This is a genomic window from Streptomyces sp. NPDC088794 (assembly GCF_044750545.1).
Taxonomy (GTDB): Bacteria; Actinomycetota; Actinomycetes; order Streptomycetales; family Streptomycetaceae; genus Streptomyces.
Genome location: NZ_JBIVKB010000023.1, coordinates 151668 through 164277, shown reverse-complemented (window position 1 = coordinate 164277; position 12610 = coordinate 151668). Strand labels below are relative to the sequence as shown.

The window sequence follows — 12610 nt, the reverse complement described above, 5'->3', positions numbered from 1 at the left end:
AGCGCGTTCGTGCCGGTGGACGCCATGCCGGGCTGGTTCCGCTGGTTCGCCGAGTACCAGCCCTTCTCGCCCGCCATCGAGACCCTGCGCGGACTCCTCCTCGGCACCGAGATCGGCACCAAGAACGCACTCCTGGCCGTCGGCTGGTGCCTGGCCATGACCGTCCTCGGCTACCTGTGGTCCAAGGCCAAATTCAACCGCGACCCGAAGTAGCCGAGACGCGAACGCGTTCGAGGGTGATTGCCAGTCGACATCCGCAAACTGAGGGAAGGCACGTCATGGACCCGGGCGTCTCCCATCGACACGCGATCCTCGTCCGGCAGCCCGACCCCGCTCGTGCCGGTGCCGTTGAAGGACGGCGACCGCGTACACGTCAGGCTCTGTACGACGATCACCATCGATCGGAACTGAAAGGCGACTCCGACCGATGGATCTTCACCGAGACGAGCCGAACGGGTGGCGGCCGCGTGCCCCTTCCGGGTGGCCTCCCCCGAAGCCACTGGAGCACTCCCCCAGGCGGCCGAAGGCGTGGACCAGTCCGGCCTCAAAGTTGCCCCGAGGGACAGGCCGAGCTGTCGGCGGCTTCCCCGCGGGAGAGGAAAGGCGAGCCCGGCGCTTGTGGGTGCGCCACAGGCTCGCTCTGCTGCGGAATGATCCCCCGCGGCATGTCCACAGGACACCGGCGGTCTGGCCACACTGCCCAACCCACCCGGACACGCATCCGCTGACGGCAACGGTCCTGGCGGACACAGCGGTGTGGGTGTGTCCGAAGAGCGGAACGCCGGTGGCCCGGATCGGGGAACTGGTACGCCGTTGAAGCCCTTCCGCGGTCCACAGCCCGACGCCGGAAGCACTGCGAGCTACAGGCCCACATCGGGGCAGCGGATGCCGTCCAGGGACGCGCGACGTACGAGGAGACGGGCGTGACCGTCGCGTACGGCAGCCACCGGTGAGCGGCTGACCAAGCCGTAGCCGGACGCCATGGAGAGGTGATACCCACCGGCCACCGGCACGGCGAGCCGGTCTCCTGGGCGTACGTCGCCGGGGAGTTCGACGTCGGCGGCAAGGATGTCTCCCACCTCGAAGTGCCGAGCCACCGCAGTTACCCGGGCTGGGTCGACGATGCTGTACCGGCGGTCGAGGCCGGCCACACCGACAGCTCGACGGAGGTGGAAGGGACGGCGGGTTCACGAAGGGTGGTCATCGACTGCTGCTCCCCTCTCAGCCGGGTTCTCAACCGGCCCGCAGGATCGGGACGGTCGGGGCCGAGTCGGGGACTGCCGGTCCGACCGGTGTGCGCGCCGGGGCGGTGAACTGGGGATCGACCGTGACGGTGGTGACGCCGAGCGGTGCGACCAGGGCGCGCAGTGCGGGATCGGCGAGGCGGATCCACGTCTGGTCGGAACCGAGCGTCGCGGTCAGCCTGCGCAGGGAGGTGAAGCCGACGGCCGTGGGATCGCCGAGGGGCGTGCGGAAGAGGCGGGTTGCACACCGTGAGGGGCCCGGCCGGACCGGGACGAACAGCAGTCCGGCCGGGAACCGATCCCAGGGCTCGGGTTCTTCGCCGTAGAGGAGTTCTCTCATGGGATACCTCCGGGAGGAGCTGAAGTGCCCCGGACGCGGGGAGGCGCACCGGGGCTCGCCAACGACGGTATGCCCGCTCACCAGGGTCGGCGGACCCTCCTGACGTGACGCTGACGGTGATTGGGAAGACGTTGACGAGATGCTGACGTCCCCGGTGAGCGGCCCGGGCGGCGCCCGTCAGAGGGGCGCCAAGAAGTGGTTCGCGGGCTTTTCGACTGCCTCGCCGGGGAGTGAGATGGAAGGCGTTCCGATGAGGATCGTCGGCGGGAACCGACCGCCGACGCGTGGAGAAGGGTGAAGTGATGTCCGAGTCCGACGCACCCTCAGCCGCTCGTGTCGTGGTCGGAGTGAGCGGCTCCACGGGCAGTCTCGCCGCCCTGTGCCGGGCCGTCGGAGAAGCACGGCACAGGGGTGCCGAGCTGTGGCCGGTGCTGGCCTGGGAGCCGCCCGGCGGGGATCTCGCCGCACGTCGTTCACCGGCGGCGTCCTACCTGGTCGAGGAGTGGAAGCAGCTGGCCCGGGAGCGACTGGTCACGGCGCTCCGCGACGTGTTCGGCAGTACGGACACGGGACTTCCGACGCGGGCCCTCGTCGTCCGTGGTTCCCCGGGCCGGGCGCTGACCGAGATCGCCGACCGTGAGGACGACCTCCTCGTCGTCGGCGCCGGGCCCCGCGGCCGTCTGCACCGCGCCCTGTGGCCGTCGGTCGGCCGCTACTGCCTCGCGCACGCCGCATGTCCCGTCCTCGCCGTGCCGCCGTCGCCGTTGGAGGCCCAACTGGCCGCCGCGCACCGCCGGAACGCCTGGCGGCTGCGCTTGGACACAGGGCATGTGAAGAAGGAGTTCGAGACCGTACCGCCCGATGCCTGAGGCCGATGGGCCTCACCCTTCAGGACGTGGCCGCGGCCGGCAGATCCGGCTGCTCCGTCCGGCGCTCCGGTGCTGTCGGCACGCTGAGCACCATCGTGAGTCCGCCACCGGGGGTGTCCTCCGCGCTCAGGGTGCCGCCCAAGGCTTCCGTGAAACCGCGGGCCACGGCCAGGCCGAGGCCGACCCCGGCGCCGCGCGGAGCATCGCCGTAGCGCTGGAAGGGCTCGAAGATGCGGTCCTTGGCCTCGTCGGGGACACCCGGCCCGCGGTCCACCACACGCACCTCGACCCGATCCGCGAGGGCGCTCGCCGACACCAGGACTCTCTCCTCCGGAGGGCTGTACTTGACCGCGTTCTCCACGATGTTGGCGACGGCCCGCTCCAGCAGCCCCCGGTCCACATGGACCATGGGGAGCGTCTCCGGGATGTCCAGCTCCACGCTGTCTTCCGGCACCCCGACCAGCGCCATCGGGACGACCTCATCGAGGTCGGTCTCGCGGATGATGGGCGTGACCGTGCCGGTCTGCAGGCGGGACATGTCGAGCAGGTTGCCGACCAGCTGGTCGAGACGGTCGGCGCCCTCCTCTATGGCCTCCAGGAGCTCCGCCCGGTCCTCCTCCGACCAGTCGACGTCGTCGGAGCGCAGGGAGGTGACGGCCGCCTTTATCCCGGCCAGCGGGGTACGGAGGTCATGGCTTACGGCGGCCAGCAGCGCAGTGCGGATGCGGTTGCCCTCGGCCAACTCCTTGGCCTGGTCCGCCTCTTGCTGCAGGCGTCGGCGGTCCAGGACGACGGCTGCCTGGGCGGCGAACGCGGCGAGCACCCGGCGGTCGGCGGCCGGCAGTACGCGCCCCGACAGGGCCAGGGACATGTGGTCGCCGACCGGTACGTCGACGTCCGCGTGCTCGGGGTTCTGGCAGGGGCGCGGGCCGACACTGCCCGCGCAGGTCCACGGATCCAGCTCGCCGGCCCGCTCCAGCAGGGCCACCGACTCCATGCCGAAGGTCTCCCGCACCCGCTCCAGCAGAGCCTCCAGGCTGGTCTCGCCGCGCAGCACATTGCCCGCGAGGTAGGACAGGATCTCGGACTCGGCGCGCAGCCGGGCGGCCTGGTCGGTGCGTCTGGCAGCGAGGTCCACCACCGACGCCACCGACACGGCCACACCGACGAAGATCGCGATGGCGACGATGTTCTTGGGGTCGGCGATGGTGAATGTGTGCACAGGTGAGGTGAAGTACCAGTTCAGCAGCAGCGATCCGACCACCGCCGAGGCCAGCGCGGGGAGGAGTCCCCCGAGCAGGGCCGCCGCCACCGTCAGCGTGAGGAAGAGCAGCATGTCGTTGGCGAGACCGACGTGCGGAATGGCGCTGGTCAGCAGAAGGGTGAGCAGGACGGGGCCGAGCACGCCCACGAGCCAGCCCCAGACGATCCGGGCCTGGCCGAGCCGCGCGCCCCGGTTCACGGGCAGTCCGCGTCCCTTGCCCGCCTCGTCGTGCGTGATGAGGTGGACGTCGAGATCGGGCCCCGACTCGCGGGCCACCGTGGCGCCGACGCCGGGACCGAACACGTACTGCCAGCTCCTGCGCCGGGAGACACCCATCACGATCTGGGTGGCGTTCACCCCGCGGGAGAAGTCCAGCAGCGCGGCCGAGACGTCGTCGCCGACGACCTGGTGGAACGTGCCGCCCAGATCCTCCACCAGCGTTCGCTGGACAGCCAGTTCCTTGGGTGAGGCGGAGGTCAGGCCGTCACTGCGGGAGATGTAGACGGCCAACACCTCGCCGCCGGCGCCCTTTTCGGCGAGACGCGCAGCCCGGCGGATCAGTGTCCGGCCCTCCGGTCCGCCGGTCAGGCCCACCACGATCCGCTCCCGCGAGCCCCAGATCGTCGACACCTGGTGCTCACTGCGGTACTCGGTCAGATAGGCGTCGACCCGGTCGGCCACCCACAGCAGCGCCAACTCCCGCAGGGCTGTCAGGTTTCCGGGCCGGAAGTAGTTCGAGAGGGCCGCGTCGACCTTGTCGGGCTTGTAGATGTTGCCGTGTGCCATGCGGCGGCGCAGCGCCTGCGGTGACATGTCGACCAGCTCGATCTGGTCGGCCCGGCGCACCACTTCGTCCGGCACGGTCTCCTGCTGTCGTACACCCGTGATCGACTCGACGACGTCGCCCAGCGACTCAAGATGCTGGATGTTGACGGTCGAGACGACGTCGATTCCGGCCGTGAGCAGTTCCTCGACGTCCTGCCAGCGCTTGGTGTTGCGGGAGCCGGGGACGTTGGTGTGAGGCAGCTCGTCGACCATCGCCACGTCGGGGTTCCGGGCCAGGACGGCGTCGATGTCCATCTCGGTGAACGTCGTGCCCCGGTACTCCAGTTCCCTGCGCGGGATCTCCTCCAGGCCGTGCAGCATCACCTCGGTGCGCGGCCGACCGTGGTGTTCCACGAAAGCGATCACGCAGTCGGTGCCGCGTTCCACGCGCCGGTGTGCCTCGGAGAGCATCGCGTACGTCTTGCCGACGCCCGGTGCCGCGCCGAGATAGATCCGGAGCTTGCCGCGTGCCATGTTCATCCTTCGAAGCGGTAACCCATGCCGGGCTCGGTGATCAGGTAACGGGGGTGGGCGGGGTCCGTCTCCAGTTTGCGGCGAAGCTGGGCCATATAGACCCGCAGGTAGTTGGTCTTGTTGCTCTGGGTGACGCCCCACACTTCCTGGAGCAGGTGCTTCTGGGTGATCAGCCGCCCGGGGTTGGTGATCAGGATCTCCAGCAGGTGCCATTCGGTCGGGGTCAGCCGGATGTCGTGTCCACCGCGGGTGGCCTTCTTGGCGCGCAGATCGACGGTGAACTCGGCGGTCTCCACCAGCGTTGCCTCGGAGACGAACGGCGCGTCCTCTCTGCGCCTGACAGCGGCCCGCAGGCGGGCCAGGAGTTCGTCCATGCTGAACGGCTTCGTGATGTAGTCGTCCGCGCCCGCATCGAGCGCCGCGACCTTCTCGTCCGACGCCTGCCGGGCCGACAGCACCAGGATCGGGACGCGGGTCCAGCCGCGCAGTGCCTTGATGATGTCGACGCCGTCCATGTCGGGCAGTCCGAGGTCGAGCATCACGACGTCCGGCTGTCGCGCCGCCGCGAGCCGGAGCGCGGTGGCGCCGTCGGGCGCCGCGTCCACTCCGTACTTGCGGGCTTGCAGGTTGATCACGAGGGCCCGTACGAGCTGCGGGTCGTCCTCCACCACCAACACCCTGGTCATGGGTGTGCGCCTTTCGTGTCGTACGGGCAGTCGTGAAGTCCGGAAACAGCACAACCGGCCTCAATGCGACGGGAGTCGGCGGACCCGGGACGTGTCCCCGGCCGCCGACTCCCGCGCGGATCGTCGCGTAACGCCATCAGCTCTTCGTCACAAGGGACTTGAGCGCGATGTTGAGTTCCAGCACGTTCACCGTGGGCTCACCGATGAAGCCGAGGGTACGGCCGTCGGTGTGCTCGTCGACCAGCTTCTGCACCTGGGCGACGGACAGCCCGTTCTTCTCGGCGATGCGGTGGACCTGGAGGTCCGCGTAGGCCGGGGAGATGTTCGGGTCGAGGCCGGAGCCGGAGGAGGTGACGGCGTCGGCGGGCACCTGGGACGCCTTGACCGTGTAGCCGGGCACCGAGTTGTCCTTGATGACGGCGGCCTTGGCGTCCTTCACCTGCTGGAGGAGGACCTTGCTGTCGGCGGAGAGGTTGGTGGCACCGGACAGGATCAACGAGTACTGCGTGTTGACGCTGTTGGTGCCGAGACCGTTCTGCGGGCGGCCCTGGAACCACTTCAGATCCGGGTCCGGGGTCTCCTGCCCCTTCTTCAACGGCAGGTTGTACGACTGCCCGATGAGGGACGAGCCGACGACCTTGCCGTCCGACTTGATCTCCGAGCCGTTCGCCTTGCCGGGGAAGATCCCCTGGGCGATGCCGGTGACGACCAGCGGATAGATGACGCCCGTCACCAGGGTCAGCACGAGCAGGGCACGCAGGCCTGCCCCCAGCAACCGGGCTGTGTTCGTAACGGAGTTGTTCATGGCCTTCAGCCGATTCCGGGGATGAGTGAGATGAGCAGGTCGATGATCTTGATGCCGATGAAGGGCGCGATCAGCCCGCCGAGGCCATAGATCGTCAGGTTGCGACGCAGCATCTTGTCCGCGCTCACCGGCTTGTACTGCACGCCCCGCAGGGACAGCGGCACCAGCGCGATGATGACCAGCGCGTTGAAGATGACGGCCGACAGGATCGCGGAGTCCGGCGAGGACAGGTCCATGATGTTGAGCTTGTCCAGGCCCGGGTAGACCGCCGCGAACAGCGCCGGGATGATCGCGAAGTACTTCGCGACGTCGTTGGCGATGGAGAACGTCGTCAACGCGCCCCGGGTGATGAGGAGTTGCTTGCCGATCTCGACGATCTCGATGAGCTTGGTCGGGTTCGAGTCGAGGTCGACCATGTTGCCGGCCTCCTTCGCGGCCGACGTACCCGTGTTCATCGCCACGCCGACGTCCGCCTGAGCCAGCGCCGGCGCGTCGTTCGTGCCGTCACCGGTCATCGCGACCAGCTTGCCGCCCGCCTGCTCCCGCTTGATGAGGGCCATCTTGTCCTCGGGAGTGGCCTCCGCGAGGAAGTCGTCGACACCCGCCTCCTCGGCGATCGCCTTGGCGGTCAGCGGGTTGTCACCCGTGATCATGACCGTCTTGATGCCCATGCGGCGCAGCTCGTCGAACCGCTCGCGCATGCCCTCCTTGACGACGTCCTTGAGGTGGATGACGCCCAGGATCCGGGCACCCTGCTCGTCCTCGACGGCGACGAGCAGCGGGGTACCGCCGGCCTCCGAGATCCGGTTGGCGAGAGTGTCGGCGTCCTCAGAAACGGTGCCACCCTGCTCCTTGACCCAGGTGATGACCGAACCGGCCGCACCCTTGCGGATCTTGCGCCCGTCCACGTCGACACCGGACATGCGGGTCTGCGCGGTGAAGGCGATCCACTCGGCATGGGCCAACTCGCCCTGGTGGCGCTCCCGCAGCCCGTACTTCTCCTTCGCCAGTACGACGACGGAGCGGCCCTCGGGCGTCTCGTCGGCCAGCGACGACAGCTGGGCGGCGTCGGCGAGTTCGGCCTCCGTGGTGCCGCGCACCGGCACGAACTCCGAAGCCTGCCGGTTGCCGAGGGTGATGGTGCCGGTCTTGTCCAGGAGCAGGGTCGATACGTCACCCGCCGCCTCAACTGCCCTGCCGGACATGGCGAGTACGTTCCGCTGCACCAGCCGGTCCATACCCGCGATGCCGATCGCGGAGAGCAGCGCGCCGATGGTGGTCGGGATGAGGCAGACCAGCAGGGCCACCAGCACGATCATCGTCAGGTGGGTGCCCGCATAGTCCGCGAACGGCGGCAGCGTGGCGACGGCCAGCAGGAAGACGATGGTGAGGGACGCCAGCAGGATGTTCAGCGCGATCTCGTTCGGCGTCTTCTGCCGGGCCGCGCCCTCGACCAGGGCGATCATGCGGTCGATAAAGGTCTCGCCGGGCTTCGTCGTGATCTTGATGACGATCCGGTCGGAGAGGACCTTCGTACCGCCGGTGACGGCCGAACGGTCGCCGCCGGACTCCCGGATGACGGGCGCCGACTCGCCGGTGATCGCCGACTCGTCCACGGACGCGACGCCCTCGACGACGTCACCGTCGCCGGGGATGATGTCGCCGGCCTCGCACACGACCAGGTCGCCGATCGTGAGCTCGGTGCCGGGCACCTGCTCCTCGGTCTTGCCGTCCTTGCCCAGACGGCGTGCGACGGTGTCGGTCTTGGCCTTGCGCAGGGTGTCGGCCTGCGCCTTGCCGCGGCCCTCGGCGACCGCCTCCGCCAGGTTGGCGAAGATGACGGTCAGCCACAGCCAGGCGCTGATCGTCCAGCCGAACCAGTCGCCCGGATCCTTGAAGGAGAAGATCGTCGTCAGCACCGAGCCGACGAGGACCACGAACATGACGGGCGACTTGATCATCACCCGCGGGTCGAGCTTGCGGAGGGCGTCCGGCAACGACTTCAGCAGTTGCCTCGGGTCGAACAGACCCGCGCCGACCTTGCCTTCGCCCTTGTGACCGGTCGGCACATCGCTGTGCGGCGCCCTGGTCGGAGTGGCTGTGGACATCGAGTCCTCTGGGTTCTCTATACGGGTGCTCATGACGCCAGCCCCTCGGCCAGCGGGCCCAGCGCCAGCGCCGGGAAGTAGGTCAGACCGGTGATGATGAGGATCGCGCCCACCAACAGGCCGGTGAACAAAGGCTTTTCGGTGCGCAGGGTGCCTGCCGTGACCGGGACCGGCTTCTGCTCGGCGAGCGAACCGGCCAGCGCCAGCACGAACACCATCGGCAGGAAGCGGCCCAGCAGCATCGCGAGTCCGGTCATAGTGTTGAACCAGTCGGTGTTCGCGTTCAGTCCTGCGAAGGCGGAGCCGTTGTTGTTCGCGGCGGACGTGAAGGCGTACAGCACCTCGGAGAAACCGTGCGCGCCGGAGTTCAGCATCGAGTGCGGCGGGGTCGGCAGCGCCATGGAGACCGCGGTGAAGACCAGCACCAGGGCCGGGGTGATGAGGATGTAGCAGGCCGCGAGCTTCATCTCGCGGGTACCGATCTTCTTGCCCAGATACTCGGGCGTACGGCCGACCATCAGACCGGCGATGAACACCGCGATGACCGCCATGATCAGCATGCCGTACAGGCCGGAACCGGTACCACCCGGCGCGATCTCGCCCAACTGCATGCCCAGAATGGTGATGCCGCCGCCCAGACCCGTGAACGAGGAGTGGAAGGAGTCCACCGCGCCCGTCGAGGTCAGGGTGGTCGACACCGCGAAGATGGACGAGGCCCCGACACCGAAGCGTGTTTCCTTGCCCTCCATCGCACCGCCCGCAGCCTGCAGCGCCGGCCCGTGGTGGGCGAACTCGGTCCACATCATCAGGGCGACGAAGCTGAGCCAGATGGTGGCCATGGTCGCGAGGATCGCGTAGCCCTGCTTCACGCTCCCGACCATCACGCCGAAGGTGCGGGTGAGCGAGAACGGGATGACCAGCAGCAGGAAGATCTCGAAGAGGTTCGTGAACGGCGTCGGGTTCTCGAAGGGGTGGGCACTGTTGGCGTTGAAGTAACCGCCGCCGTTGGTGCCGAGCTCCTTGATGGCCTCCTGCGAGGCGACCGCACCGCCGTTCCACTGCTGCTGTCCGCCCATGAACTGGCCGACCTCGTGGATCCCGGAGAAGTTCTGGATCGCACCGCAGGCGACCAGCACGATCGCCGCGATGATCGAGCCGGGGATCAGGATGCGCATGATGCCGCGCACCAGGTCGGACCAGAAGTTGCCCAGCTCACCGGTACGCGCCCGTGCGAAGCCCCGTACCAGCGCCACCGCGACCGCGATGCCGACGGCCGCGGAGACGAAGTTCTGCACGGCCAGACCGGCGGTCTGCACGACGTGGCCCATGGCCTGCTCGCCGTAGTACGACTGCCAGTTGGTGTTCGTCACGAACGACGCGGCGGTATCGAACGCCTGCGCCGGCTCGATCGAGGAGAAGCCCAGCGAGCCGGGGAGCACGCCCTGGATGCGCTGGAGCAGGTAGAGGAAGAGGACGCCGACGGCCGAGAAGGCGAGCACGCCGCGCAGATAGGCGAGCCAGCGCATCTCGGTGTCGGGGTTGGCACCGATGCCCTTGTAGATCCACTTCTCGACACGCCAGTGCTTGTCGGAGGAGTAGACCTTGGCCATGTAGTTGCCCAGCGGGACGTAGGCGAGCGCCAGTGCTCCTATGAGGGCGAGCAGCTGGAGGAAGCCGGCGAGTACGGGACCCATGTCGTGTCTCAGAACCTCTCCGGGAAGATCAGGGCGAGGACGAGATAGCCCAGCAGGGCGACGGCCACGACGAGGCCGACGATGTTCTCGGCGGTCACAGCTTCGTCACCCCCTTGGCGACAAGGGCCACCAGCGCGAACACCGCGACCGTGGTGACGACGAAGGCCAGATCGGCCATCGCGAGCTCCTAGAGGAGATTCTGGAATCCGCAGGCGAGTCGTCCGCGAGCGGATCGGACGAATAGAGGAAACCCCGTCTCTGGCCGGAATCGAGCGCCGTTGACGGGTCCCTTACGGCGCGTCCTACACCTTTGACGGAACTCTTACGGCACCTGCGCCGACCTGTGGCAAGGAGCCGCTGCCGGGCGCGTCAGGGTGCGTCAGGACAGCCGGAAGCGCAGCCGACAGATCACGGCGTCGGTTTCCCGCCGCACCGCGTGCGCGACGACGGCGCCGCGCTGGTTCTGCAGCAGCCGCTGCCACAGCCTCTCCGGCTCCAGTTCCGGGATCAGGACGGTGACCCGGGTGGCCGGCTCCGACGCGGTCACCTCGCGGACGTACGCGGCGATGGGGCGGCCCAGCGTGCGGCGCTCGCACGTCAGCCGGACCAGCGGGACGCCCGGGTCCCACTCGGCCCACGCGCGCTCCAGGGCGTGCAGCTGGGCCCGGTCCTCGGGGTCGGGGTAGCAGACGGTCACCGCACGGACCTCGTCGCCGAGGGAGGCGGCGGCGGTCAGGGCCTCCGAGGTGAGCCGGGACAGCGAGGAGACCGGCACGATCACCACGGAGCGGTCGCGGTGGGGGTGCTCGGGGATGCTGCCGAGGCCGAGTCGTTCGCCGATCCGGCGGTAGGCGCGGTGGACGGTCTCGAAGGCGAGCACCAGCAGGGGCAGCGCGATCACGATCAGCCAGGCGCCCTCCTCGAACTTCGACGCCGTGACGACGACGGTAGCGATGCCGGTGAGGAGCGCGCCGAACCCGTTGAGCAGCGCCTTGCCCTTCCAGCCGGGCCCACGCTCCAACCGCCAGTGCCGGACCATGCCCACCTGCGCGACGGTGAAGCCGACGAAGACACCGATCGCGAACAGCGGCACGAGGGTGTTGGTGTCACCACCGGAGAACACCAACAACGCGGCCGAGACCACGGCCAGGGCGAGCACGCCGTGCCGGTGCACCTGGCGGTCGGCCTTCAGCGCGAACACATGCGGCGCGTAGTTGTCCCGGGCCAGCAGCTTGAGCAGCACCGGCAGCCCGCCGAAGGACGTGTTCGCGGACAGGGCCAGCAGGATCATCGTGGCGAACTGGATGACGTAGAAAGCCCAGTTGTGGCCGAGGGAGGCGTCCGCGAGCTGGGCGAGGACGGTGACTCCGTGGACCGGCTGGAGGTGGAAGCGGGAGATCAGCACCGACAGGCCGATCAGCATCACGCCGAGCACCGCGCCGAGGGCGACCTCCGCCCGCTGCGCCCGCTTCACGCGCGGGCGGCGGAAGGACGGCACGGCGTTGGCGATGGCCTCCACTCCGGTCAGTGCGGCGCAACCTGAGGCGAAAGCTTTCAGCAACAGCAGTGCGCCCACCGTGGAGGCGTTGTCCGCGAGCGCCGAGGCGTGTCCCGCCGCGGTGGCGGTGCTCACCGGCGCGGACCGGAACAGGCCGACCGCGATGAGGACGAAGATGGAGCCGACGAAGACCACCGTCGGCACGATGAACGCCCTCGCCGACTCCACGATGCCCCGCAGGTTCACACCCGTGATCAGGGCGAGCACCGCCAGGCAGAGCCACAGCCGGTCGTCGTAGAGCGACGGGAAAGCAGAGGTGAGCGCCGCGACTCCGGCGGTCACGGCGACGGCCACGTTGAGGACGTAGTCCAGAACCAGAGAGGCCGCCGCGACCAGGCTCGTACGGGCGCCCAGGTGCGTCTTCGCGACGGCGTACGACCCGCCGCCGTCCGGGAAGGCCGCGATCACCTGCCGGTACGAGGCGACCAGCACCGCCAGCAGGCCCGCGATGGCCAGCGTCACCGGGAGCGTGAAGCCGAGTCCGTGCCCACCCGCGGCGGCCAGGACGAGGACGATCGCCTCGGGGCCGTACGCCACCGACGCCATCGCGTCCAGCGACAGCGCGGCCAGGCCCGTGACGGCGGTCAACCGGTGCCGCTCACCGGTATCCGGCGGTTCCTCACCCGCGGGGACGGCGTCCGGCTCGGTCGTCAGGACAGACATGGGTGGGTGCTCCTTCTTCCAGGTCCGCGCACGGGGGCTGAAGATTGCGCGGTGCACTCCAGGTTCTGTCCGGATCCCGT

9 protein-coding genes and 2 pseudogenes are annotated in these 12610 nt (G+C 68.9%); 2 read left to right on the top strand and 9 right to left on the bottom strand.

Features of this window, described 5'->3' with window-relative positions:
* Positions 1-213 (top strand): annotated as a pseudogene (locus ACIP6U_RS44205) (ABC transporter permease); the annotation flags it as partial.
* 647 nt (positions 214-860) lie between these two features.
* Here the strand turns inward: ACIP6U_RS44205 and ACIP6U_RS44200 are convergent.
* Together ACIP6U_RS44200 and ACIP6U_RS44195 are read right to left on the bottom strand one after the other, a co-directional pair.
* Positions 861-1127, bottom strand: a pseudogene (locus ACIP6U_RS44200) (diaminopimelate decarboxylase); the annotation flags it as partial.
* Between the two features lie 106 nt (positions 1128-1233).
* A complete protein-coding gene (locus ACIP6U_RS44195; RefSeq protein WP_401728730.1) occupies positions 1234-1584 on the bottom strand; it encodes an SAV_915 family protein in 351 nt (116 codons plus the stop codon).
* 302 nt (positions 1585-1886) lie between these two features.
* Here ACIP6U_RS44195 and ACIP6U_RS44190 point away from each other — a divergent pair, with 302 nt between their 5' ends.
* Positions 1887-2453 (top strand): universal stress protein, encoded by a 567-nt coding sequence (locus ACIP6U_RS44190; protein WP_401728728.1) that lies wholly within the window; start codon positions 1887-1889, stop codon positions 2451-2453.
* Positions 2454-2472: 19 nt separating this feature from the next.
* On the opposite strand, the gene ACIP6U_RS44185 is transcribed toward ACIP6U_RS44190, so the two are convergent.
* The 7 genes from ACIP6U_RS44185 to ACIP6U_RS44155 form a co-directional block, all read right to left on the bottom strand.
* On the bottom strand, positions 2473-5016 hold the full coding sequence (locus tag ACIP6U_RS44185; RefSeq protein WP_401728726.1) for an ATP-binding protein: 2544 nt from the start codon (positions 5014-5016) through the stop codon (positions 2473-2475).
* Positions 5017-5018: 2 nt separating this feature from the next.
* Entirely contained in the window at positions 5019-5702 is a 684-nt protein-coding gene (locus tag ACIP6U_RS44180) for a response regulator (protein WP_401728725.1), read from the bottom strand.
* Between the two features lie 136 nt (positions 5703-5838).
* Positions 5839-6507 (bottom strand): potassium-transporting ATPase subunit C, encoded by a 669-nt coding sequence (locus ACIP6U_RS44175; protein WP_401728723.1) that lies wholly within the window; start codon positions 6505-6507, stop codon positions 5839-5841.
* A gap of 5 nt (positions 6508-6512) precedes the next feature.
* Positions 6513-8648 carry a potassium-transporting ATPase subunit KdpB gene (gene kdpB, locus ACIP6U_RS44170; protein ID WP_401728722.1) on the bottom strand — a complete coding sequence of 712 codons (2136 nt, stop codon included), beginning with the start codon at positions 8646-8648 and terminating at the stop codon, positions 6513-6515.
* Positions 8645-10309 carry a potassium-transporting ATPase subunit KdpA gene (kdpA, locus tag ACIP6U_RS44165; protein WP_401728720.1) on the bottom strand — a complete coding sequence of 555 codons (1665 nt, stop codon included), beginning with the start codon at positions 10307-10309 and terminating at the stop codon, positions 8645-8647. Before kdpA ends, kdpB begins: the two co-directional genes overlap by 4 nt.
* A gap of 8 nt (positions 10310-10317) precedes the next feature.
* Complete coding sequence (gene kdpF, locus ACIP6U_RS44160; RefSeq protein ID WP_016434100.1) at positions 10318-10407, bottom strand: K(+)-transporting ATPase subunit F; 90 nt, start codon at positions 10405-10407, stop codon at positions 10318-10320.
* A gap of 281 nt (positions 10408-10688) precedes the next feature.
* Positions 10689-12530, bottom strand: coding sequence for an APC family permease (locus ACIP6U_RS44155; RefSeq protein ID WP_401728718.1), 1842 nt, complete (start codon positions 12528-12530; stop codon positions 10689-10691).
* Positions 12531-12610 lie beyond the last annotated feature (80 nt).

What these genes read in the sequence shown, in the direction of transcription:
- ACIP6U_RS44195 (WP_401728730.1), bottom strand. Translation starts at nt 1,584, where the DNA reads ATGAGAGAACTCCTCTACGGCGAAGAACCCGAGCCCTGGGATCGGTTC.
- ACIP6U_RS44190 (WP_401728728.1), top strand. Translation starts at nt 1,887, where the DNA reads ATGTCCGAGTCCGACGCACCCTCAGCCGCTCGTGTCGTGGTCGGAGTG.
- ACIP6U_RS44185 (WP_401728726.1), bottom strand. Translation starts at nt 5,016, where the DNA reads ATGGCACGCGGCAAGCTCCGGATCTATCTCGGCGCGGCACCGGGCGTC.
- ACIP6U_RS44180 (WP_401728725.1), bottom strand. Translation starts at nt 5,702, where the DNA reads ATGACCAGGGTGTTGGTGGTGGAGGACGACCCGCAGCTCGTACGGGCC.
- ACIP6U_RS44175 (WP_401728723.1), bottom strand. Translation starts at nt 6,507, where the DNA reads ATGAACAACTCCGTTACGAACACAGCCCGGTTGCTGGGGGCAGGCCTG.
- kdpB (WP_401728722.1), bottom strand. Translation starts at nt 8,648, where the DNA reads ATGAGCACCCGTATAGAGAACCCAGAGGACTCGATGTCCACAGCCACT.
- kdpA (WP_401728720.1), bottom strand. Translation starts at nt 10,309, where the DNA reads ATGGGTCCCGTACTCGCCGGCTTCCTCCAGCTGCTCGCCCTCATAGGA.
- ACIP6U_RS44155 (WP_401728718.1), bottom strand. Translation starts at nt 12,530, where the DNA reads ATGTCTGTCCTGACGACCGAGCCGGACGCCGTCCCCGCGGGTGAGGAA.